The sequence below is a fragment of the Fictibacillus nanhaiensis genome, from assembly GCF_042686385.1.
Lineage (GTDB): Bacteria > Bacillota > Bacilli > Bacillales > Fictibacillaceae > Fictibacillus > Fictibacillus nanhaiensis.
Genome location: NZ_JBHUPF010000006.1, coordinates 2,559,120 through 2,581,592, shown reverse-complemented (window position 1 = coordinate 2,581,592; position 22,473 = coordinate 2,559,120). Strand labels below are relative to the sequence as shown.

22 protein-coding genes are annotated in these 22,473 nt (G+C 38.8%); 10 read left to right on the top strand and 12 right to left on the bottom strand.

Annotated elements, in window-relative coordinates; translation table 11 throughout:
- Positions 1-138: 138 nt before the first annotated feature.
- Positions 139-1,227, bottom strand: coding sequence for an AI-2E family transporter (locus ACFS5O_RS16870; RefSeq protein WP_066393011.1), 1,089 nt, complete (start codon positions 1,225-1,227; stop codon positions 139-141).
- Between the two features lie 158 nt (positions 1,228-1,385).
- Here ACFS5O_RS16870 and asnB point away from each other — a divergent pair, with 158 nt between their 5' ends.
- Entirely contained in the window at positions 1,386-3,233 is a 1,848-nt protein-coding gene (asnB, locus tag ACFS5O_RS16865; protein ID WP_205725915.1) for an asparagine synthase (glutamine-hydrolyzing), read from the top strand.
- Positions 3,234-3,275: 42 nt separating this feature from the next.
- Here the strand turns inward: asnB and ACFS5O_RS16860 are convergent, their stop codons facing one another.
- Together ACFS5O_RS16860 and ACFS5O_RS16855 are read right to left on the bottom strand one after the other, a co-directional pair.
- Entirely contained in the window at positions 3,276-4,631 is a 1,356-nt protein-coding gene (locus ACFS5O_RS16860) for an MATE family efflux transporter (protein ID WP_205725916.1), read from the bottom strand.
- 114 nt (positions 4,632-4,745) lie between these two features.
- On the bottom strand, positions 4,746-6,470 hold the full coding sequence (locus tag ACFS5O_RS16855; RefSeq protein ID WP_205725917.1) for a glycoside hydrolase family 13 protein: 1,725 nt from the start codon (positions 6,468-6,470) through the stop codon (positions 4,746-4,748).
- Positions 6,471-6,807: 337 nt separating this feature from the next.
- On the opposite strand from ACFS5O_RS16855, the gene ACFS5O_RS16850 reads away from it, so the two are divergent.
- From ACFS5O_RS16850 to ACFS5O_RS16830, 5 genes are all read left to right on the top strand, one after another.
- Positions 6,808-8,076 carry an extracellular solute-binding protein gene (locus ACFS5O_RS16850; RefSeq protein WP_205725918.1) on the top strand — a complete coding sequence of 423 codons (1,269 nt, stop codon included), beginning with the start codon at positions 6,808-6,810 and terminating at the stop codon, positions 8,074-8,076.
- Between the two features lie 147 nt (positions 8,077-8,223).
- Positions 8,224-9,486: a carbohydrate ABC transporter permease gene (locus ACFS5O_RS16845; RefSeq protein ID WP_066393023.1), complete on the top strand. Its 1,263-nt coding sequence runs from the start codon at positions 8,224-8,226 to the stop codon at positions 9,484-9,486.
- A 1-nt stretch (position 9,487) separates the two neighbouring features.
- Positions 9,488-10,324 carry a sugar ABC transporter permease gene (locus ACFS5O_RS16840; RefSeq protein ID WP_066393025.1) on the top strand — a complete coding sequence of 279 codons (837 nt, stop codon included), beginning with the start codon at positions 9,488-9,490 and terminating at the stop codon, positions 10,322-10,324.
- A 30-nt stretch (positions 10,325-10,354) separates the two neighbouring features.
- A complete protein-coding gene (locus tag ACFS5O_RS16835) occupies positions 10,355-11,875 on the top strand; it encodes an alpha-amylase family glycosyl hydrolase (RefSeq protein ID WP_205725919.1) in 1,521 nt (506 codons plus the stop codon).
- Positions 11,876-12,049: 174 nt separating this feature from the next.
- Positions 12,050-13,078, top strand: coding sequence for a LacI family DNA-binding transcriptional regulator (locus ACFS5O_RS16830; RefSeq protein ID WP_205725920.1), 1,029 nt, complete (start codon positions 12,050-12,052; stop codon positions 13,076-13,078).
- Positions 13,079-13,130: 52 nt separating this feature from the next.
- Here the strand turns inward: ACFS5O_RS16830 and ligD are convergent, their stop codons facing one another.
- Genes ligD through ku form a run of 3 tightly spaced genes read right to left on the bottom strand, consistent with a single transcriptional unit; the run spans position 13,131 to position 15,870 of the window.
- Entirely contained in the window at positions 13,131-14,051 is a 921-nt protein-coding gene (gene ligD, locus ACFS5O_RS16825; RefSeq protein WP_318300193.1) for a non-homologous end-joining DNA ligase, read from the bottom strand.
- Entirely contained in the window at positions 14,024-14,986 is a 963-nt protein-coding gene (locus tag ACFS5O_RS16820; RefSeq protein ID WP_318300194.1) for an ATP-dependent DNA ligase, read from the bottom strand. Before ACFS5O_RS16820 ends, ligD begins: the two co-directional genes overlap by 28 nt.
- A complete protein-coding gene (gene ku / locus ACFS5O_RS16815) occupies positions 14,983-15,870 on the bottom strand; it encodes a non-homologous end joining protein Ku (protein ID WP_205725921.1) in 888 nt (295 codons plus the stop codon). The genes ACFS5O_RS16820 and ku overlap by 4 nt, the downstream gene beginning before the upstream one ends.
- Positions 15,871-16,032: 162 nt before the next feature.
- On the opposite strand from ku, the gene ACFS5O_RS16810 reads away from it, so the two are divergent.
- Complete coding sequence (locus ACFS5O_RS16810) at positions 16,033-17,166, top strand: histidine kinase N-terminal domain-containing protein (RefSeq protein WP_205725922.1); 1,134 nt, start codon at positions 16,033-16,035, stop codon at positions 17,164-17,166.
- A gap of 70 nt (positions 17,167-17,236) precedes the next feature.
- Here ACFS5O_RS16810 and ACFS5O_RS16805 read toward each other — a convergent pair whose 3' ends face one another.
- Positions 17,237-17,374 carry a hypothetical protein gene (locus ACFS5O_RS16805; protein WP_205725923.1) on the bottom strand — a complete coding sequence of 46 codons (138 nt, stop codon included), beginning with the start codon at positions 17,372-17,374 and terminating at the stop codon, positions 17,237-17,239.
- Positions 17,375-17,430: 56 nt separating this feature from the next.
- Positions 17,431-18,294: a DegV family protein gene (locus ACFS5O_RS16800; protein ID WP_318300195.1), complete on the bottom strand. Its 864-nt coding sequence runs from the start codon at positions 18,292-18,294 to the stop codon at positions 17,431-17,433.
- A gap of 159 nt (positions 18,295-18,453) precedes the next feature.
- Between ACFS5O_RS16800 and ACFS5O_RS16795 the strand changes: the two genes are divergently transcribed.
- Positions 18,454-19,320, top strand: a complete 867-nt coding sequence (locus ACFS5O_RS16795; RefSeq protein WP_205725924.1) for a YitT family protein — start codon at positions 18,454-18,456, stop codon at positions 19,318-19,320.
- Positions 19,321-19,460: 140 nt separating this feature from the next.
- On the top strand, positions 19,461-20,273 hold the full coding sequence (locus ACFS5O_RS16790; RefSeq protein ID WP_205725925.1) for a BsuPI-related putative proteinase inhibitor: 813 nt from the start codon (positions 19,461-19,463) through the stop codon (positions 20,271-20,273).
- Positions 20,274-20,334: 61 nt separating this feature from the next.
- Here the strand turns inward: ACFS5O_RS16790 and ACFS5O_RS16785 are convergent, their stop codons facing one another.
- A complete protein-coding gene (locus ACFS5O_RS16785; protein ID WP_205725926.1) occupies positions 20,335-20,595 on the bottom strand; it encodes a NifU N-terminal domain-containing protein in 261 nt (86 codons plus the stop codon).
- Between the two features lie 33 nt (positions 20,596-20,628).
- Positions 20,629-21,081, bottom strand: a complete 453-nt coding sequence (locus ACFS5O_RS16780) for a GNAT family N-acetyltransferase (RefSeq protein ID WP_205725927.1) — start codon at positions 21,079-21,081, stop codon at positions 20,629-20,631.
- Positions 21,082-21,230: 149 nt separating this feature from the next.
- Here ACFS5O_RS16780 and ACFS5O_RS16775 point away from each other — a divergent pair, with 149 nt between their 5' ends.
- On the top strand, positions 21,231-21,818 hold the full coding sequence (locus ACFS5O_RS16775; protein WP_066393048.1) for a GDSL-type esterase/lipase family protein: 588 nt from the start codon (positions 21,231-21,233) through the stop codon (positions 21,816-21,818).
- 27 nt (positions 21,819-21,845) lie between these two features.
- Here ACFS5O_RS16775 and ACFS5O_RS16770 read toward each other — a convergent pair whose 3' ends face one another.
- Entirely contained in the window at positions 21,846-22,232 is a 387-nt protein-coding gene (locus ACFS5O_RS16770) for a DUF3813 domain-containing protein (RefSeq protein WP_205725928.1), read from the bottom strand.
- Between the two features lie 2 nt (positions 22,233-22,234).
- On the bottom strand, positions 22,235-22,378 hold the full coding sequence (locus ACFS5O_RS16765) for a hypothetical protein (protein ID WP_205725929.1): 144 nt from the start codon (positions 22,376-22,378) through the stop codon (positions 22,235-22,237).
- Positions 22,379-22,473 lie beyond the last annotated feature (95 nt).

Genomic DNA, 22,473 nt, shown 5'->3' with positions numbered 1-22,473 from the left:
GTTTTCTTTTGAAATAACAAGTTGGCGCTCGTCCGGTGGCTGACAAGCACGCTGGACGAGCGCTATACAGAAAATACGAGCAAAGAAAAAAGCATCAGACTTCAGTAGTCGATGCTTTTTTCCATTCCCTCATTATTCTTATAACTCTTTTGATTTTCTAAGATTGATTAAGCGATACGTGTGCAGGGCAATAACTTTTAACACCGCATATACTGGAACGGCTAGAATCAATCCAAGCAGACCACCTAGGCTTCCTGCAACAAGCAAGATCGAAATAATGGTAAGCGGGTGGATATCCAGCTTCTTACCCATAACTTGCGGAGAGATTACATTTCCTTCGATCTGCTGAGCGATAACCATAACGACTAGAACTTTGATCACCATCGCCGGTGAATCTACAATCGCTACGATCAATGCGGGAACGACTCCGATAATCGGTCCGAGGAACGGAATCACGTTTGTGAACATGGCGATTATAGCTAGAATCAGCGAGTAGTCGATTCCGATTACGAGATAACCGATATACAGCATTGTACCCACACAGACACTGACCAAGATCTGCCCTTGGATATAAGAACTAAGTGCGATGTCCATGTCTTTTAGAATTTTTGTTCCATTATTACGCTGTCTTTCAGGAAGTGTTTGAAGCACCATCTGTGGAGCTTTCTCACCTTCTTTAAGCATGTAATACAGTATAAAAGGTACGGTAACAAAAATCATAATAATGTTTGTAATGATTCCAATAAAGTTTGCGATGTTTGTACCAATTGTCTGAACACTAGTAGACAGATAAGCGGTTACTTTATCAGAGATTTCTTTTACATCAAACTGTTCACTTTCTTGGAAACGGCTTACCCATTCATTCTGCTGTAAATCATTCAGCTTAGATCGAATAGCATCGATTAAAGCAGGGGTATTCTCAATTAGATTACTAACCTGTCTTTGTAGAATCGGACCAATAGAATAGAACAGCAATACGAATAATCCGATCGCAAGCAGGTAGATGAGAAGGATGGATAATACCTTAGGAACTTTTCGTTTATGCAAAAACTGAACGACTGGCCGGAAAAGATAATAAAGAACACCGCCAAGCAAAAACGGAAAAAATAACGTTTGAACAAGAACGACGATCGGCCTGAAAATAAAATCAATCTTTGTTCCTACCAAAATAATTAGAAAAATGAGGAGAAATCCGTAACCGATACGAAAAAACTTCGACTGTGGCATTTAATGATCACCTTTATCTTCTGAAATATGTATTCATTATATACAACTTATAAGAACATACACAAATTTTTAAAAAACACCGGTACAAGGATAAAAGCATATGCTGAGTAATGGGCATACGTACTAGAAATGGAGTTTCTATAGAAAGGATGAAACCAATGTGCGGAATAACCGGTTGGGCAGATTGGAATCGTAACCTCACACATGAAAAAAATATATTAATCAAGATGGCCACACCTTTGTCAAAAAGAGGACCAGATGCACTCAATGTATGGAGTACCACACATGCAGGGTTTGGTCATGCTAGGTTAGCAGTAGTAGATATTGAAGGCGGCGTCCAGCCGATGACAAGAACAAAGAACCAGTGGAATTATACGCTTTGCTACAATGGAGAGCTTTACAACACAGAAGACCTACGAAAAGAACTTTTACAAAGAGGTTATACGTTTGAGGGACATTCCGATACAGAAGTTTTGCTTACTTCCTATATAGAGTGGGGAGAAAGCTGTATTGATAGGTTTAATGGTATATTCGCATTTGGAATTTGGGATGAAGAGAAGCAAAGTTTATTTGTAGCTCGAGATCGACTGGGAGTTAAGCCGTTCTTTTTTACGGAAAAAGGCGGAATGTTGTTATTTGGATCCGAAATAAAATCCATACTCGCTCATCCTGAAGTGAAGGCTGAAGTCGATCGTGAAGGATTACAAGAGGTGTTCGGACTAGGACCATCCCGTACACCTGGTAATGGTGTTTATAAAGGAATAAAAGAACTTCGCCCAGCACATGCTGCGACGTATTCTAAAAACGGTATGAAAATTTGGCGGTATTGGAACGTGGAAAGTAAACCACATCAAGACTCATTAGAAGACACGATTGAAAAAGTGAAGGTTCTTGTGACGGATGCAGTAACACGACAGCTGGTTGCGGACGTACCCGTGTGTACATTTCTTTCTGGAGGCCTCGATTCAAGTGCCATCACCTCAATCGCAGCTAAATATTTTAAAGAAGAAAACAAGGGTGAACTTCATACGTTCAGCATCGATTATGTTGATAATGAGAAGTACTTTAAAGCGAGTGATTATCAACCCAATTCAGATGCGTATTGGATCAATCAGATGGTTGAGGCTACAGGATCTGTTCATCATAGCTGCGTGATTGATAATGAACTGTTGATCAATCATTTGCGTGAAGCTGTCACAGTAAGGGATCTGCCAGGTATGGCTGATGTTGATTCTTCACTTTTATGGTTCTGTCGTCAGATCAAACCACAGTCAACCGTTGCTTTATCTGGAGAATGTGCAGACGAAATCTTTGGAGGGTATCCATGGTTTCATAAAGAAGAGCTCTTGAATCGTCCGATGTTTCCCTGGATGCGTTCAACGGAAGCGCGTCAGAACCTCTTGCAAGACTCGTGGGCTAGCAAACTGAATCTAGCTTCGTATGTGCAGCAACGATATGAAGAGACAGTGAACGAAACACCAACTTTAGAGGGAGAATCTAAAATAGAAGCGAGAAGAAGAGAGATCTTCTATTTAAATATGATTTGGTTCATGACGACTCTATTGGATCGCAAAGACCGTATGAGCATGGGAGCATCACTAGAAGTAAGGGTACCCTTTGCAGATCATAGAATTGTAGAATACGCATGGAACATTCCATGGGACATGAAAATGTTGGATGGGAGAGAGAAGGGAATACTTAGAAAAGCACTTACCGGTGTACTGCCGAATGATGTACTATATCGAAAAAAGAGTCCTTATCCGAAAACGTTCCATCCAGACTATACGAACGGTGTAAAAGATTGGTTAACGAGCATCGTCGCGAAAAAGAATTCACCTTTGTTTGAAGTGTTAAACCGAGCACGCGTTCAGGAAATCATTCAAACGAATGGAGAGACGTTTAAAGAACCTTGGTTCGGTCAGCTTATGACAGGCCCGCAATTAATGGCTCATCTTGCACAGATCGACAGTTGGTTAACTGATTATAATGTAAATATCATAGATTAAACACACAAAACCGGAAAACATATTGTTCTCCGGTTTTTGTATTTATGCAGTTGCTTCTTGTGGCACAATGAATTGTTTTTGCCACTTTCTCTTGCGCCATCTCGCCAACATAAATAGTCCACGAAGCCATTCATCTGCAGTGAAAGCTAGCCAAATTCCTATTAAGCCTAAGTCAAATGTTATTCCTAATAAGTAAGCAAGAGGAACACTTACACCCCACATAGAGATAACACCCATTATGACCGGAAACTTCACATCACCTGCAGCCCTCAAGCTTGATATGATAACAAGATTAAAAGATCGGCCAGGTTCTAGCAGCAAAGTTAAGTATAAGAGGATAGTACCTTCTTTAATAATCTCAGGATTGTCTGTAAAAATAGACAGCAGTGGCTTTGCGAATAGAGAAGCTACCCCTGCCATAAGAAAACTTATGATCATGGCATATGTCTGGCTTTTGAGACACATCTTATAAGCAGCGTCATATGATTTTGCACCTATCAAGTGACCGATTAATATTTGTGTACCTTGACCGATCGCTACAGCGAAAAGGAAGATAAACATCATGATATTAAACGTATACACTTTAGTCGTTAGTGCAGTTGTACCAAGTAGCGTAATAAAGAATGTGATCAGCATCTGAGATCCACTATATGAAAGGTGTTCTCCGGCTGATGGCAACCCGATTTTTAATACACTCTTAATATGAAGATGGAATAGTTTGAACGAGCTCGCAAAAGGCAGTGGTATAGAAGAACGCTTGAATAATAGATATAGAATGACAACTAAGCCTAAAAACCGACTAACAGAGGTTGAAATCGCAACACCTTCAACACCCAGTACTGGAAAACCGAAAGCTCCAAAGATAAATAAGTAGTTTCCAAATACATTTATGATGTTCATTCCAATCGTCACGTACATAGCATCTTTCGTAAAACCGTAGCTTCTAATCGCAGCCCCAATCGTCATGATGACCGATTGTATAAAAGAAAATCCTCCTACAATCATAAGATAACTCGATGCTTCCGCCATTAACTCAGATGGAGTATTCATCCATTTTAAAAACACATCTCCAAAGAGCAATAACGCCGCACTTAAGAGCAAGCCAAAAAGCAAGTTTGCTAAGATCGCAACGACAGCTACTTCAGCAGCAGTTCGTTCATGTTTAGCACCTATTGCCTGAGCAATAACAACACTTGCTCCTGTAGCAACAAACCCAAACATAACAATTACGATTGAAAGTAGTTGATTCGTAAGACCCACAGCGGCTACAGAGTGATCAGAATATTGACTGAGCATGAGAGTATCAGCGTTCCCCATTAACATATGAAGCATTATTTCAATAAATATTGGCCACGTTATGGCAAAAAGGGAAAGCTTAGCAGCTTTGTTGCCTTTCATGTAAATCCCTCTCCATCGTGTTTATATTGTATGGTTTTAACATTTACCTATTGTAACAGGTATGCGTACTTACTGAAATAAAATCCCCCCACTTTTTACAGTGAGGGGAAAACATTAATTTCTTCTATAGATACTGAAACCATATGCAGGAAGAGAGTCTGAGATGGATGACCCTAAAATAAGAGAGTAGCCTTCAGGAATCTCAATCGAAAGGTCCGCACTGTTTTCACTCGCATTCAAAAGAATCCAAATACTTTCTTCTTCTGTTGAACGTTCGTATACCAATGTTTGCTCAGTAGCATTAATAAACTTTATTTCTCCATCATTTGCTAGGACCTTATGATTTTGACGAAGTGTAAGCAAGGATTGGATGTGATTGAACAGATCTAGATCTTGTTTCGTTTCATCCCATTCCATACATTTTCTGCAACCAGGATCGTTACCACCCGTCATGCCGATCTCATCGCCATAATAGATACACGGAGTTCCTTTAAAGGTTAGCATTAATAAGAACAATAACTTCATCTTATCCTTATTCTCATCACAAAACGTTAGAACACGTTTTGTATCATGTGACCCTAAAAGATTGAACGCAGCTTCGTTAACATTTTCAGGATACATATGAAGAACAGCAGTGATCTTTTCAGCAAATACTTTTGCATCAATGGTTTCTTTTGCTACAAAATCAAGAGCTGCGTTTGTGAATGGATAGTTCATAACAGCATCGAACTGATCTCCTTGGAGCCAATTCATCGAATCATGCCAGATCTCACCTAAGATATAGGCATCTGGTTTGACAGACTTAACAGCTGTTCTGAATTCTCTCCAAAATGAATGATCCACTTCATTGGCAACATCTAATCTCCAACCGTCGATATCAAACTCTTCCACCCAATAGCGTGCAACCTTGAGCAAGTAATCTCGAACTTCAGGATTTTCAGTGTTCAGTTTCGGCATAGCTTTTTCGAAAGCAAAAGCATCATAATTAGGGCGTGGTTCAGTCTGGATCGGAAATTCTCTTAAATGGAACCAATTCTTATAAGAAGAGTTTTCTTGATTACTTAACACATCCTGAAACGGTTCAAAATAGTACCCGCTATGATTAAACACGGCATCAAGCATAACTTTAATGCCGTTTTCATGACAAACTTTCACTAGTTGCTTAAACGTTTCTTTATCACCGAATTGTGGATCGATCTCTAAATAGTCGATCGTATCGTACTTGTGATTAGATTTCGCTTTAAAGATAGGTGTGAAATAGATCCCTGTCACACCAAGTTTAACGAGGTGATCGATGTGATCGATCACACCTTGAAAATCTCCGCCAAAGAAATTATTAAACTTTGGTTCTTCACTTGCCCATGGAAGTGAACCTTCAGGATCGTTACTCTTATCTCCATTTGCAAACCGTTCAGGGAAAATTTGATACCAAACCGTGTCCTTCACCCAAGAAGGAGCACGAAATACATCTATGCCATTTAGAAATGGAAAACAGAAGTAATAAGCCGTGTCATCGAATGGAGCTTCATTATAGAAGCCTTTTTCGGTAAACACTAACGTTTCATCACCGCTTTTTAGTTCAAATCCATAGCGTAAACGGCGATAAGAAGGTTGAATCGCAATGAAATAGTAATCGAAATATTCGTCTGTACCCGAAAGTGTCATGAGCGATCGAGACGTCTGCCAGCCATCCTTTGTCCAGTCATAAGGATCACCGTGAATTAACGTTACAGAATCCACATCCCCTTTCTTTGTACGAAGACGGATGTGAAGGGTTTTCTCGTCATATGCATAAGCAAAGTTGTTGCCTGCTCTGTGGTATATTGCTTCTTTTAACATATTTTGATCTCCTCTCAGTTTTCGGCAACAAAAAAAATAGGGCACAACCTATAGAAACTAGGTTGTACCCCTAAGGAACGTACATTGCCTTCAACTTGTAATGGTGATAGTATAAACCGCTTTCACTAACAAAATCAAGGGAAATGAAAGCGAAACCAAAAATAATTAAAAAAGTATTGTAAAAATTCAAAGCATAGGTATAATGAAATTGAGCAGGTAATGCAATCGTTTTCATAAACAGCAGAAAACATGATAAGAAACAGAAAACATTTTTTTTGCTAATCTGTGCAAACGTTTGTATGCTTTGATCTTTTAACAATAATAGGGGGTACAATTGATGAAAAAGTTATTAGCATTGCCTTTAACTTTTGCTCTAGCTGCAAGTGCGTTAGCTGCTTGCGGACCGCAAGAAGATAGTTCTTCTACAGGCGGCAAGAAAGAATCGGCTGCAGACAAGCCTGAAAAATTAGTAATGTGGGAAGACCAAGAAAAAGGTGCTGGAACGAAAGACGCGATCAAAAAGTTCGAAGACAAATACGGCATCAAAGTTGATTTAAAAGAAATTCCGATGCTAGATCAACAAGAGAAGCTTCGTCTTGATGGACCAGCTAAAAAAGGACCGGATGTTATTACAACTCCGCATGACCGTATCGGGCCATTAGCGATCGAAGGTCTTATCGCACCAATTAAAGTTTCTGATGATGTTACAAAGCTTTACACTGAATCTTCAATTAACGCATTAACATATGATGGAAAGCTTTACGGACTTCCAAAATCAACTGAAACACCTGTATTCATCTACAACAAAAAATTAATGCCAGAAGCACCTGAATCTTTTGATGATGTACTTGCATTCTCTAAAGGTGACAAAGGTGGAGCACAGTATGGTTTCTTAGCTAACTGGACAGATTTCTACTTTGCAAACGGTGTACTTTCTGGGTATGGAAGCTATGTATTTAAAGACGACAACGGAACTTTAGATGCAAAAGACCTTGGTCTTTCTAACGAAGGTGCTGTTGAAGGATTAGATTATATCACTAGCTGGTACAAAGATGGCTTATTCCCTAAAGGAATCATCGGTGAAAAAGCTGGCCCTACGATCGACGGTCTTTTCCAAGAAGGTAAAGTTGCTTCTGTAATGAACGGACCATGGTCTTTCCAAGGCTACAAAGATGCTGGAATCGATATTGGTGTTTCACCAATGCCTAAACTTCCAAACGGTGAAGATGTAAAAACGTTTATCGGTGTTAAAGGTTACAACGTAAGCCAATTCTCTCCAAACCAAGAGTGGGCTGCGAAGCTTGTTGAGTTCATCACAAACGAAGAAAACGCTAAGACTCGTTTTGAGAAAACAGCAGAGATCCCTCCAATCGTATCTTTAATGGAGGACCCAATCATCGCAGACAACGAAGCAGCTAAAGCTGTAGCCGTTCAATCAGAACGTGGAGTTCCAATGCCAAACATTCCTGAAATGGCAGAAGTTTGGGCTCCAGCTGCAAACGCACTTCAATTATCTGCAACTGGCAAGTCTGAGCCAAAAGCTGCTCTAGAAAGCGCAGTTAAGACGATCGGACAAAACATTGAAGCGAACCATGGTAAAAAATAATAAGCAGTAACTGGAAAGCGGTACCCAGACGTCGCGGGTACTGCTTTCTCTAACTATTGTGTGTGTTGGAAAGATTTCACTTATAAATGGGTCCTAAAATCTTTCGAACAATACACAAAAGTGGGGAAAAGAAAGGGGAAACCTGTAATGACACACCGTAAGACCGCAGCTTTGCTGTCAATCATTCCAGGAATGGGGCAATTTTATAACAAGCAATTTGTTAAAGGTTTCGCATTCTTGTTTTTGGCAATTTGTTATTTTATAGCATTTCTTGATTTTCTAAACATTGGACTATGGGGAATTGTAACGCTTGGAACGGAAGTACCTAGAGATCACTCCATCTTCTTACTTGTTAACGGTGTAATCTCTATACTTGTAGTAGGCATTGGATTAGGATTTTACTACTTTAATATCTATGATGCTTTTCAAAACGGAAAAAAACGTGATAACGGCGTTAAACTTAACACACTAAAAGAGCAATACCACAATGTAGTAGATAAAGGGTTTCCTTATTTAATGGTTGGACCTGGATTCTTATTGTTGATCTTCGTTGTTATTTTTCCAATCATTTTTATGTTGTTGTTAGCCTTTACGAACTACAACTTATACAACTCACCCCCAGCAAAGCTTGTTGACTGGGTTGGATTCAAAAACTTTATTGAAATTTTCTCTTTAGACATTTGGCGTGAGACGTTTATCTCGGTATTTGCATGGACGATTATCTGGACATTTACAGCGACTACACTTCAAGTTTCTGTCGGTATTTTCTTAGCAGTTGTATTGAACCAGAAAGAGATTAAGTTTAAAGGGATCATTCGTACACTATTAATCTTGCCTTGGGCTGTACCGGCTTTCGTATCGATCTTAATTTTCTCAGGATTGTTCAATGATACATTCGGAGCGATCAACCAATCTATTTTAGCACCACTTGGAATCGATTCCATACCTTGGATGACTGATCCGTTCTATACAAAGGTGGCTTTGATCTTTATCCAATCATGGCTCGGTTTCCCGTTCATCATGGCGATGACAACAGGTGTGCTTCAGTCAATTCCTGGTGAACTTTATGAAGCTGCGACTGTGGATGGAGCATCGAACTGGGATAAATTCCGTAAGATCACCCTTCCGATGGTCTTATTTACAACAGCACCAATATTAATCACGCAATACACGTTTAACTTTAATAACTTTAACGTTATCTATCTATTTAACAATGGTGGACCTGCAGTAGCAGATCAAAATGCAGGTGGGACAGATATCTTGATCTCTTGGATCTACAACTTAACGATGACTTCAGCTCAATACAGCAAGGCTGCAGCTGTAACTGTATTATTATCGTTGATCATCGTGTCACTGGCATTGTGGCAGTTTAGAAAGACGAAATCATTTAAGGACGAAGGAATGATTTAATATGAGTATAAAAACAGCAAGAAGAATACGTTTAACTCTGTCCTATCTAGTATTATTATCAGCGATCGCAATCGTGATCTATCCCATCCTTTGGGTAATAGGTTCTTCTTTTAATCCTGGAAACACGTTATCAAGTTCTACGATCATTCCAAAAAATGCGACGCTCGCTCATTATAAAGAGCTATTTGCTGAAACGGATTATCTGATCTGGTATTGGAACACATTGAAGATTTGTTTTATTACGATGGTTCTTTCTGTTATCTTTATCGGCCTAACGGCTTATGCATTCTCAAGATATAAGTTCATAGGGCGTAAGAACGGATTACTTCTTTTCTTAATCTTACAGATGATCCCGCAATTCGTTGCGATTCTTGCAATCTACATCCTTGCTTACCAAGTAGGATTGCTAGATACACACTTTGCTTTAATCCTTGTTTATGTCGGTGGGTTGATTCCGATGAACACATATTTGGCAAAAAACTATTATGATACGATTCCAAAAGAACTAGACGAATCTGCGCGTATTGATGGCGCTGGTCACTTCCGTATCTTTTGGCAGATCATCCTGCCGCTTTCAAAGCCAATCTTAGCGGTAATCGCACTTTTTAGTTTCATCTCACCGTTCGCTGATTTTATCTTAGCGTCTATTCTGATCAGTTCGGATGAAAAGATGACACTTGCCGTTGGTCTGTTTAACATGATTAAGAATGAGTTCGGGAACAGTTTCACATTGTTTGCAGCGGGTTCTGTATTAGTAGCGATTCCAATTGGATTGCTTTTCTTATCACTGCAACGTTACTTTATCTCCGGCTTAACTGCTGGTGGTACAAAAGGTTAATCACAGCACCTTACTATAGGAGGAACGGCGATGGGCAAAAGAATGATATTCTTAGCTATGTCGTTTCTTCTTTTTTTATCTGTTCAAAATAAAGCGCTTGCAGAAAAAAAGGAAGAACGATCATGGAAAGACGAAACGATCTATTTTATCATGGTGGACCGGTTTAATAATGGAAACAAAGATAACGACTTTGATGTAGATCTTAATGACCCTTCAGCTTATCATGGGGGAGACTTCAAAGGGATCATGGATAAGCTTGATTATCTTGATGATCTTGGGGTTACGGCGATCTGGTTAACGCCTGTGGTTAAGAACGAACCCGGAGGCTATCACGGTTATTGGACGGAGGACTTCTATGAAACCGAAGAACATTTCGGTTCAAAGGATGAGTTAAAACAGCTTGTCAAAAAAGCACATGATCGAGATATAAAAGTCATATTAGATCTTGTCGTAAATCATACAGGGTATAAACATCCTTGGTTAGAAGACAAGTCAAAACAAGATTGGTTCCACCCAGAGATGGAAATCGGCAACTGGGATAACCAACAAGAAGTTGAGAACGGGTGGCTCGCTGGATTGCCCGATCTGAACACAGAGAACAATGAAACACGTAAGTACTTACTCGACATGGCTGAATATTGGATCAAAGAAACAGACATAGATGGCTATCGTTTAGATACGGTAAAACATGTGCCAAAAGATTTTTGGCAAGAGTTTTCTGAACGAGTAAATAAGGCTAAACCTGACTTTTATTTAATCGGTGAAGTTTGGCACAATGATCCAAGATATATTGCTGAGTACAATAATGCAGGCATTCAATCGTTTGTAGATTATCCATTGTTTAATGAGATGGTTCGAATCTTTAGACAAAGTGGACAATCGCTTTCAGAACTGAACGCTGTATGGGAGAGAAACAAGTTCTATTATAAAGATCCGTATACGTTAGGAAATTTTATAGATAATCATGATAACATTCGATTCGTGCGTGAAGCACTGCTGAAGCAAGAAGATCCGGAAAAGAGGCTAAAGCTCGCTCTTACTTACCTTTACTCGGCACCTGGTATTCCTATCCTCTATCAAGGAACAGAGCATATGATGGATGGGGCCAAAGATCCTGATAACCGCCGTATGATGGATTTTTCTCAAAATAAGGAGTTCGAAACATTCACATCAAAATTAGGAAAGCTTAGACAGAAACATCCTGCACTTAGACGTGGCGATTATTCGATGATTGTTGATAAAGATGGGAAAGCCGTGTTTAAACGAAAATATCAGGATGAAACAATCTATATCGCGTTTAACAATGATAAGAAGAAGTCTGCTATTTCTTTTTCGGATAAGAACCTTCATAATAAAAAACTTGTAAGTTTGTTATCAGACGAAGAGATAAAGGTGAACGATACTTCTGTCGAAATGAATATGGCTGGGGAATCAGCTGAAATATATGCTGTGAAAAAAGCAGATTCTGATTGGAAGTTCTATGTAATTGCTGCAGCATTAATAATAGCGGTGTTAAGTGTATTCTATTTATACAAAAGAAAAAAGACGTAAAAATGATTTGGATGCAATGTGAAATTGATGAAGAAGTTCGATTTACAAAAAAAGTAGAAACATTAAAAGTGGAAAGGAATTAATATTTCTTTTTTCCTACGAACGCTATACAATTATTGATGGAATAAGTAAGCGTATACACTATGCCAAATAGTCTGAAAGGAGGACTATAACATGTCAGTTACGATAAAAGACGTAGCAAAATTAGCTGATGTTGCCCCCTCAACCGTTTCAAGGGTAATCGCGAATAATCCTCGAATATCTGAAAAAACAAAGCGCAAAGTTAAAGAAGCAATGGACTATCTTGGCTATCATCCAAACTTCAATGCAAGAAGTCTGGCTAACCGAAGCACTCAGGCAATCGGTCTTGTCATGCCTAGTTCTGCAGACAAAGCTTTTCAAAATCCCTTTTTTCCAGAAGTCATCAGAGGAATCAGTACCATTGCACATGAACAAGAATACGCCCTATACATGTCCACAGGAAATACGGAAGATGAAATCTTCGAAGGGGTTGTGCGTATGGTACAAGGTCGTCGAGTGGATGGCATCGTTATGTTGTATTCACGTGTTGATGATCGTATCATGTGCTACTTGCAAGAACAGAAATTTCCTTTCACAGTAATCGGAAAGCCGTTTAAAAATGCTGAGACGATCACACATATAGATAACGATAACTTTAAAGCAGCTCAAGAAATGACTGAATATCTCATATCACTTGGTCACGAACGAATCGGTTTTGTAGGAGGAAATTTGAATTTAGTCGTAACCATCGACCGGTTATTAGGATATGAAAAGGCGATACGAAATGCGGGTCTGCCCTATAAAGATGAGTATATTGTTCATGAAGAGTTCTTAAAAGAAGGAGGGCAAGAAGCGGTAAAGGAACTTCTTGCATTAAAAGAGCCACCGTCAGCACTTCTTGTTATTGATGACGTTATGTCCTTCGGTGTGTTGAGCACGTTAAACGAGCTAGGAGTGAGCGTACCCGATGACATCTCGTTACTAAGTTTCAACAACGTTATGCTATCTGAACTCTCATCACCTTCACTAACATCTGTAGACATCAATATCTTTAAACTCGGTTATGAAGCCGCTAAAGGACTCCTGGAATGCATTCAATGTCCAGAAAAAGAAGCAAAACGAGTAGTCGTTCCCTTTCAGTTGATCGAAAGACAGACGTGCAGTAAGGTTAGTGGGAAGTAAGCTCATTAATACTGCATAATAAAAAGCCTCAAGAAGATAAGTTCAAATCTTCTTAGAGGCTTTTTTCCTTAAGAGCTTTAATTACAGGTAGGATCGGCTGCTTACTTTTACAAGAAAAAAAATCTTTAAACGGGTCGTCTACTTCTTTTATCCGATCCATGATTGATGTAAGTGGAAAATGTTCAGGCTTTAAGGAAGTATTCACTTCTTCCCAGTATAGAGGGGTAGCCACTAACGCATCATCATTTCCTCTTACTGAATAAGGACCGATAATGGTTTTCCCCTCGGCGTGCTGAATGTAATCCACATAACAACGGTTTCCACGATTCTTTTTTAGTCGTTCGATCGTAAACCATTTTGGCTCACGTTCGATTAAATAATGGGCTAGAAATTCTGTGAATAGACGTGAATCATCAAATGTAACGGATTGTTCAGGCAATGGAATATAGATCTGCATACCCTTATTACCGCTTGTTTTGATGAATGTGGTGAGATGTAACTTGTCACAGACTTCTTTTATCAAAAGTGCAGCTTCTACCGAAAGATGAAATTCCTTACGAGAGGGAGGATCTAAATCCATCACGATCTCTGAGGGGTGAACATTTTCAACGGTTCGATAAGGAATGTGAAACTCGAATGCAAGCTGGTTTCCTAACCAGAGCAATGTAGGTAAGTTATTACAAAGGATATAATTAATCTCTTCTTCCAGAGCCGTATGTACATAGTGTGGAGCATAATCTGGACAATTCTTTTGATAGAACTTTTCTTCACTCACTCCATGAGGATACCTGATGACCGTTAAAGCTCGATGCTGTAAAAAAGGCAGCATATATGGCGCTACTTGAGTCAAATAATTGATATATTCTACTTTAACAATATTGTGATCCGGCCAAAGTGGTTTGTTTGGGCTTGTTAACGTAACGATCTCGCCGTTTACATTAAGATCTATTTGTTCTTTTGAAGACTTTCCCATGTACATTCCTCCCAGCTTGTATCAAAACGAAATGAAACAAACCTTGGCTGTCTCAATTGATTTTTGTATAGTTCTAAATACGAAAGTTCTACACAGATCGAAGGCTCTATCATAATAAGCGTACCTTTCCTGCTTATCATATTTTTCTTTATGATTTGAATCAACGCTTCCTTCTCTTCTGGAGATATGCCATGAGAGAATAATCCGACAAACTCAACGGTCCCTTCATTCATTACACCAACATGGAAAAAACCGTTTTCCGTATCATAACCTAATACGATAAAGGGATGATATTTAAGATTTTTCACTTTGATCCATTCATTTGTCCGAATTCCTGGAGTCCATTTATTAGAAGTACTCTTTGCCACAATTCCTTCACTCTTGTCAACCTGAACTCTTTTCGTTATTTCCGATCTTGCCGAAGTAAATGGAATAAAATTAAGACGACTCTCGGGTGAAATTTTATTACTTTGAACACCTGCAAGCTGAAGAAGCCTCTGCAAGTTTTCTTTTCGTTCCAGAAAACCCCTTTGATAAATGTAATCATCCTTACTAGCTAGCAGATCGAATGCACAATACGACGATGGGTTATTTTTAGAAGCTTGTGCAATTTTATCGGGTTGTTTTAATCTGCCTCTTTTTTGAATGTGTTCAAAATCGGCTTTATTCTCGTTTTCTAGAATGCATAGTTCTCCATCTAAAAGAAGGGGAAACATGTGTTTAACACGATGCTCAATGCTTTTCAGATGATCTGCAATCTCAGGGAAAATACCATGCAGAGGATGACCATTTCTAGATGTCATGATCACAGTTGAATGATCCCAATAAAGTAAACATCTAAACCCGTCGTATTTCACTTCATATACCCATTGATCTCCTACGGGCAACTCATTTGAAAGAGAAGGGAGCATGGGTTTTAAAAAGGATTGAATCATGAACTAGCTTTCTTCTTTGCTGTTGATTTTTTCTTTTTAGGCTTCGTTTCTGTGGAATCTTTGCTTTTTTTCGAAGCAGCTTCTTTGGTCTTCTTACCTTTATCAGGGGTTTCTTTTCCCTTACTCTCATTGATAGAAGCTTGAAGTGCTTCCATTAGGTCTACAACATTCGTTTTCGGCCTTTCTTTAGCCACTTTTACTTCATCACCAGAAATTTTTGAGTTGATCAATTCGAGAACGGCTTCACGGTATTCGTCTTCATACTTTTCAGGCTCGAACGGAGCAGTTAACTGTTCGATAAGCTGCTTCGCCATCTCAACTTCTTTTTCGTTGAGTGAAACTTCATCTGTCAAACCAGGGACATGATCAACATTTCTAACTTCATCGGGATAAAAAATCGTTTCCAAAACTAGACCGTTCTTGTATACTCGAACGGCTGCAAGGTGTTCTTTTGATCGAAGTGTGAACTTGGCAAGTCCGATCTTCCCGGTGTCTTCCATTGCCTTTTTTAAGAGGGCAAAAGATTTTGTACCGTTTTCGCCAGGTCCAACGAAGTAAGAACGGTTATAAAAGATAGGATCAATTTCCTCTAACTTTATAAAATCGATGATCTCGATTGATTTATCAGAAACACCTGCTAGTTCATCAAGTTCTTCTTTTTCAACCACTACGAACTTACCTGGCTCATATTCATACCCTTTAACAATTTCTTTAGAATCAACTGTCTCTTCGCAGACAGGGCAAATTTTTTCATACTGAACCGGACTATGGCACTTCTCATGTAAATATCTCATTTTTATATCTTTATTTTCAGTTGCTGCAAACAGCTTGATTGGAATATTAACAAGACCAAAGCTGATTGCACCTTTCCACATCGTGTGCATGAAATCCATCCTTTCATAACTCGTTTACAGTTAGTTTCTCCATACGGATCAACATCATGTATATTTTTCCATAATTTAAACACATTTCGACAATGCATTGTAGAAACGTGCTATTTCATTCATAATGAGAATAGAGTTTTTTTCAACAAAAGGGTGATAACATTGGATAGCAGTACAAACACACAATCAAATACAGAACTTGCTCGATTTTTAAAGAACCAAAGAACAAGCATTGTTGAAAAATGGCTGGAACACGTACTGTTGCCTCAAAATGATCCTTTTTATGAAGAAGTTAAAAAGAACGGGCATCAAACGATAGTAGAATTGATCAACTTTTTGGAAACCGGTTCACTTGAAAGACTGAAAGCTTTAACAAGTAAGGTCGCAAAAGAAAGAATCGAAGCGAAAGCGAACGTAGGGGATTTTGTTCATAACATCAATGTTGGCCGAAGCATCGTATATGAACTTTTAATGTGTTCGCTCTTAAATGACCAATTAAAAGGCGATGGCGTTTTAAAGATGCAACTGTATTTTGATCAGCTCGTCTTCTTGAGTGTTCAGGAATACACAGCACTAAAGGATTCGATCATTGATCGGAAAAATCAGTTCATTCAAGAGATGCATCATGATCGGTTAACTATGCTTGGGCAGATTGCTGCCAGTTTTGCTCATGAATTTCGAAATCCCCTTACTTCTGTTAAAGGCTTTATCTATCTTCTTCAAAAAGAATTGAATAAGACGGACCAATCAGAGTATTATTTTGAAATTATACAAAACGAGATGCAGAGCCTTGAAGAAAAGATCACACAGTTTCTCTATTTATCAAAGATGAGGGGCTTGCAAGATAAGCTTGAGAAAATCTCGTTATCATCAATTTTGAAGGAAATGCTTAATTTTATGTATCCGCGTTTTACTGAAACGAATATTGTAACCTTATCACGAGTCGAAAATGACGTGTTTACAGAGGGTGACAGTTCACAGGTCAAACAAGTGTTATTAAACATCCTAGTGAACGCAGTCGAAGAATTAAGTGGCTGGAATGGTGAGAGAAAGATTAAAGTTTCTCTAAAGAAAAACGAAGAGAACATGGCAGAATTATCAATCTGTAATAATGGTAATCCGATTCCTGACTATTTACTTGAAAATGTCTTCGAGCCGTTTGTAACGACAAAGTCACTCGGAACAGGACTCGGGCTTTCGGTTTGTAAGCAGATCGTTGAAAAACATAACGGAACGATTTCAGTAAGTTCAACGAAAGACGATACTTGTTTTACGATAAGATTTCCACTCATCTAATTATGATAAACTAAATAATTGAAGATGAAAAAAGCTCCCTTATCTAGCATAAGGGGGCTTTTTTAGTGCTCTAGAGATGATCTGGCTTTTTTGAAAAAGGTTGCTTTCCTTTTTGTTTGCTCACAAGTTCTGCTTCATTTTTCAGTTGATTCATGGCCTGATTATCTTCAGGCCGCTTATTATTGTCTTTCGTATTACGATGTGTCATGAAAATCCCTCCTGTCTCTAACATCTGTCAGAAGTGGCCTCATTATTCATCATGTTTTAAGATACTTTTTTAGGTGTATTTAAGAAGAATAAGGCGATTGTCCCAGGACCTGCGTGAGCACCGATCGCACAACCGATCATCGTAACTAAAATGTTTTTGTTCCCTGTTTCTTCAATAATCAGTTCTTTTAAAGCTTTTGCCGTTTCTGTATCATCAGCATGACTGATTCCGATCGTGATGTCATCAAGAGATGAAGCTCTTTCTTTCATGATTTCTACCATTCGTCCGAGAACTTTTTTCTTTCCGCGCAGTTTCTCAAGTGGAAACAGTTTTCCATCTTCCATATGAAGAACGGGCTTGATCTTTAAGAGTGTGCCCATGACAGCGGCCGTTTTACTTACTCTTCCGCCGCGCAATAAATATTCAAGGTCATCAACGGTAAAAATATGTTCAAGGTGCTTCTGATAGTGTTGAAGGGTAATTAGGATCTCTTCAAAAGATTTTCCTTCCTTCGCTTCTTTAGCTGCTTCATAGACCATTAGACCATACCCTAATGACGCAGATTGGCTATCAAAAACTTCTATTTGAGCGTTCGGGTATTCTTCTAATACTTCATTTTTCATAAGAACAGCTGTCTGATAAGTCCCACTGATACCTGAGGATAAAGTGATATAGATGGCAGGTTGTCCGTTTCTTGCACATGAAGTTAAGGTTTCTTTGATGATCGATGGAGGAACTTGAGCTGTTTTGGGAACGGCGCCTTCCTTCATATATGTATATAGCTGCTTTGGTTCGATATTAGATCGATCTAAATATTCTTCATCATTAACCTGAACGATTAAAGGCAACATGATGATCTCGTATTCATCCAATAATTGTTTGGGTAGATCAGATCCTGTATCGGTTATTATGGTAGTCATTATTGTTCACCTGCTTGGCTTTTTTCTATAGTTTAACTTGTGATGGAATGAAAAGGCAATGATCATGTTTGAAAAATAGCTCTTATGACTATTGACGTGGGCTATCTTTATCTGTTAAAAATGAATCTTGGATTAATGAAAAAGGAGGGACTCTCACTTATGACAGAACGTTTTCGCTTAAATGATCTTGGCGTAACTGAACTAAAAAAAATATTTTTTATAATCGTAGGAGCCCTGCTTAATGCCGTCTCACTTAACATGTTCTTAATACCGGCAAAGGTTTATGCGAGTGGATTTACTGGCGTTTCTCAGCTGATCTCATCACTGCTCGTTAATACGGCTTTTCCGATCAGCACTGGTATTTTGTACTTATTATTTAATATTCCTGTTACGATTTTAGGCTGGCTGAAAGTAGGAAAGTCGTTTACGATATATAGTTTCTTAAGTGTTATTATGATCACGGCGTTTTTAGAAATCATACCTATCACAGTTGTTTCTTCAGACATACTCCTGAATGCGGTCTTCGGTGGTGTTATCGCAGCATTAGGTGTTGGAGTGACGTTAAAGTATGGAGCATCAACAGGAGGACTTGATATTATCGCCATGATCTTATCAAGAATGAAGAACAAACCGATCGGTGGTTATTTCTTTATCCTCAATGGATTGATCATACTTGCAGCAGGTTTCCTTTTCGGATGGGAGAAGGCGTTATATACGCTTGTTGCTCTTTACGTATCATCACGTGTTATTGACGCTGTACATACGCGTCACGAAAAGCTAACAGCGATGATTGTCACGAAGAAGGGGAACGAAATCCAAGAAGCGATACACGGAAAGATGGTTCGAGGTATTACGATTGTACCTGCAAAAGGCGCTTTCTCTAAGCAAGACAAAGAGATGCTCATCATCGTTATCACACGCTATGAACTGTACGATCTAGAGCAAGTGCTTAAAGAGGTAGATCCGAATGCCTTCACAAATATCGTACACACAACAGGCATCTATGGCTTCTTCAGAAATGACTAAGGGGTCTGACCCCACACAATTACAAAACCTTCATTTTTGTACACCAGGTATGGACAAGGTCCATACTTGGTGTTTTTTTATGAATGTTTTCAATAAATTCACCATATAAAGGTAAAAATGAAAGGGAGGTGAATGATAACATGAGGCCATTTAAAATTTCCGTTATAGTCTTTCTAACGGTTTGTTCGGTTCTATTCTTACTGTCAGCGTGTGGCAAAGAACAGGGTAAACTTAAAGGTAAGCAAGGCGAAGTTTCTTCTCAGCTAAATCCGGTTTTATCCATCCAACAAAGAAGTGATGGGATTGATGTTCTCGCAGTTCTTGAGAATCATAGCAATCATATGGTAACTTTATCTTTCAATAGCTCCAAGATGTTTGATGTGACTATTATGGATTCTTCGAATAAAGAAGTGTTTAGGCATTCTAAAGGAAAGAACTATGAGAAAAAACAAGAGGATGTACATATTAAAGCAGGTGCAAGCCACATTTGGAAAACAAAGTGGGAGCTTTCAGCTGCGAGCAGAAAAGCAGGGATTTATCGAGTCAGCGCAACTTTTCTACCTCATGAAATTTCACCAGGATCATTGAAGACTGAGCGTCTATCAGTAGAAGAAGTGCTTACTCTTCAAGGGGGCTCTGAGGAAAAGGAGAATAAATCTTTTCGAAATATACACTTTTCAGGAAAAGACGGTACTTATAAAGTATCTGGACAGGCAAGAGTGTTTGAAGGCACATTTGTCTACTCCGTTTCTGATGGCCATAACATCTTTGTTGAAAAGAATGAACAAATCGTGGAAGGTGGACCAGATTGGGCTCCATTTTTATTCGAAGTCCATTTGAAAAAAGAAGACCTGCCGATAAACGGTACCCTCATGCTAGAACTGTTTTACTACAGTCCAAAGAACGGGAAAAAATCAGATACACTGTCAGTGCCGCTTCAGACCTTTAAATAGAAAAATCTTAAAATGTCGCAACAAAAAAACCAGCCCTATCGTAAAGGCTGGCGTAAACCACTTAAGCGTTCTCTTCTAACGCTTTTTGAATCTCTGGCATCAATTCGTTCCAGTCACTGTCGTTTGTTTTATTTACTGTTATAAAGTTCTCAAAACCAAAAATTGAATCTACGCCATCAATGGATAATAGTGCTTTAGCAAGAGGGGAGTCTGAATCATCACCTACACGTGCAGAAAGTCTTCCTTCTAAAAATTTCTCTGAACCATCAAATTTAATTGCGTTAGGGTTCGGTGTTGGTTGGATCGAAAATTCTACTGCCATTACGAACACTCCTTCAAATAATAGTATTTAGTATCAAAAATGAAATGCATACCTTTTAGAGATGATATCATGAAAATCCAATGAATTGTATAGATGCTTCGTAACGGAGTTATTGATCCCTGTTTCAAGTTCGATGGATTTGATTCCATCTCTCTCAGCCCAATAGATCAAGTGTAGCAAAAGTTTACGGGCAATTCCTCTGTTTCGATGGTTCTCATGTACATAAAGCTCATTTAACCAAAGGTAAGGTCCACCGATTCGAAGGCTTACTCCTAAGTTAAAAAAGGCAAGTCCAATCACGGAGTTTTCTTCTTCTGCGATGATAATTCCGCTTTTATCTGGGTTTTCAAGCGCCATCTTAATACCAGCAAACGTTCTGGATCTCTCTTCTGGCTCACCGTCCATCGTACGCTGCTGTAAAAATAAATGGGCAATTTCTTCAATGATATGAGTTTCAGCTTCTTTCGTTACACGATATATTTTCATACAATGCCCCCAAAGTTACTCTAAAACATAAGATATCTTCTTCACATATCACATTATAACAAAAATAATGATGGTTTGACGTTTGATAAATGGTAATTTCTTTCGAATAGTCTAATTAGAGACATTCAAACAGAGGAGATGAGTAAGAAATGAAGACTCTTGTTTGTTTTGGAGACAGCATCACTTCAAAAGAAAAGAGTAAAGATGGCTCACTTAGGTTAACTTCCCGCTTAAGACAAGAATTAACCGAATGGGTAGTAATGAATGCTGGAATACCTGCAGAAACGACGAGAGCGGCACTTGTAAGGCTGCAAGATGACGTTCTGAGGCATCATCCTGATTTTGTTACTATACTTTTTGGGGCCAACGATTCAAGCGATCATAGACTTATTCCATTAAAAGAATACGAAAAGAACCTAACCTATATGGTGAATAAAATTGGAGCAGATAAAGTCATCTTGATCAGCCCAGCTCCTGTGTTTGAAGACCAACAGAAAGCACGGACGAACAATAGGATGAAACAATATGCACAAACCGTTAAAAAAGTGGCGAAACACGAGGGGACATCATATATACCATTGTTTGAAACATTGGTTGAAAAGAACATTCAAAAATACGTCATAGATGATGGTCTTCATTTTAATAAATATGGATATGAAGAACTTAGTGAACTTGTAATAAGAAAGATTAAAACATTGACTGCCATCACATTTCCAAAAAAACAGCTTTCTCCGTGAAAAGAGAAAGCTGTTTCTTCATTCTAATTAGTTGAGGCGATCGGGATTCTCTTCCAATAAGCTTTGGGCGTCTTCTAAACTTAAGCCGGTAGCTTGAGTAAAAGATTGAGGCTGTCCTGCATCCGAGTGCTGCTGGTTTTCTGCTGCATCAGAATTCATATGCGAGGAAACACCAGAGTGGCTATCCAATTCTTTTTGGAATTCAGCCAACTGTGCGCGCTCTGCATCAGAAGAATTTGCCATTGCAGAAGAGAGAGCATTCTGTGCGACTTCTTTGTCATGACTAGAAAGTTCGGCATGATTGGCATGTTCACTGTTAGAAATCTGGTTATTTAATTCATGTGTTGAATGTTGGACCTTTCCTACAGCTTGTTGAACGGCATTTCTCGCGATTTGAAATAATCTGTTTGCCATCGTTATATGCCTCCTAATGAATTTCTTTCTTCTTTTTCATTTTTGCGATTTTGTTGCTCATTTTTACTGAAAGCCATTGTGGTTTCTTGACTCACCATATCGGCACCTTGCTTGATAGAACGTTTGGATCGACTTTTTTTACTCAATGGAATTCCTCCTTTTCTCCCGTACGTTTAGTTTCTACCGTAAGAAGTACAATATGTAGATTGAAGCCTTAAACATATGGAAAAAGAAATGGAAA

Coding starts and splice junctions, on each gene's coding strand:
- ACFS5O_RS16870 (WP_066393011.1), bottom strand. CDS start 1,227: ATGCCACAGTCGAAGTTTTTTCGTATCGGTTACGGATTTCTCCTCATT.
- asnB (WP_205725915.1), top strand. CDS start 1,386: ATGTGCGGAATAACCGGTTGGGCAGATTGGAATCGTAACCTCACACAT.
- ACFS5O_RS16860 (WP_205725916.1), bottom strand. CDS start 4,631: ATGAAAGGCAACAAAGCTGCTAAGCTTTCCCTTTTTGCCATAACGTGG.
- ACFS5O_RS16855 (WP_205725917.1), bottom strand. CDS start 6,470: ATGTTAAAAGAAGCAATATACCACAGAGCAGGCAACAACTTTGCTTAT.
- ACFS5O_RS16850 (WP_205725918.1), top strand. CDS start 6,808: ATGAAAAAGTTATTAGCATTGCCTTTAACTTTTGCTCTAGCTGCAAGT.
- ACFS5O_RS16845 (WP_066393023.1), top strand. CDS start 8,224: ATGACACACCGTAAGACCGCAGCTTTGCTGTCAATCATTCCAGGAATG.
- ACFS5O_RS16840 (WP_066393025.1), top strand. CDS start 9,488: ATGAGTATAAAAACAGCAAGAAGAATACGTTTAACTCTGTCCTATCTA.
- ACFS5O_RS16835 (WP_205725919.1), top strand. CDS start 10,355: ATGGGCAAAAGAATGATATTCTTAGCTATGTCGTTTCTTCTTTTTTTA.
- ACFS5O_RS16830 (WP_205725920.1), top strand. CDS start 12,050: ATGTCAGTTACGATAAAAGACGTAGCAAAATTAGCTGATGTTGCCCCC.
- ligD (WP_318300193.1), bottom strand. CDS start 14,051: ATGGGAAAGTCTTCAAAAGAACAAATAGATCTTAATGTAAACGGCGAG.
- ACFS5O_RS16820 (WP_318300194.1), bottom strand. CDS start 14,986: ATGATTCAATCCTTTTTAAAACCCATGCTCCCTTCTCTTTCAAATGAG.
- ku (WP_205725921.1), bottom strand. CDS start 15,870: ATGCACACGATGTGGAAAGGTGCAATCAGCTTTGGTCTTGTTAATATT.
- ACFS5O_RS16805 (WP_205725923.1), bottom strand. CDS start 17,374: ATGACACATCGTAATACGAAAGACAATAATAAGCGGCCTGAAGATAAT.
- ACFS5O_RS16800 (WP_318300195.1), bottom strand. CDS start 18,294: ATGACTACCATAATAACCGATACAGGATCTGATCTACCCAAACAATTA.
- ACFS5O_RS16795 (WP_205725924.1), top strand. CDS start 18,454: ATGACAGAACGTTTTCGCTTAAATGATCTTGGCGTAACTGAACTAAAA.
- ACFS5O_RS16790 (WP_205725925.1), top strand. CDS start 19,461: ATGAGGCCATTTAAAATTTCCGTTATAGTCTTTCTAACGGTTTGTTCG.
- ACFS5O_RS16785 (WP_205725926.1), bottom strand. CDS start 20,595: ATGGCAGTAGAATTTTCGATCCAACCAACACCGAACCCTAACGCAATT.
- ACFS5O_RS16780 (WP_205725927.1), bottom strand. CDS start 21,081: ATGAAAATATATCGTGTAACGAAAGAAGCTGAAACTCATATCATTGAA.
- ACFS5O_RS16775 (WP_066393048.1), top strand. CDS start 21,231: ATGAAGACTCTTGTTTGTTTTGGAGACAGCATCACTTCAAAAGAAAAG.
- ACFS5O_RS16770 (WP_205725928.1), bottom strand. CDS start 22,232: ATGGCAAACAGATTATTTCAAATCGCGAGAAATGCCGTTCAACAAGCT.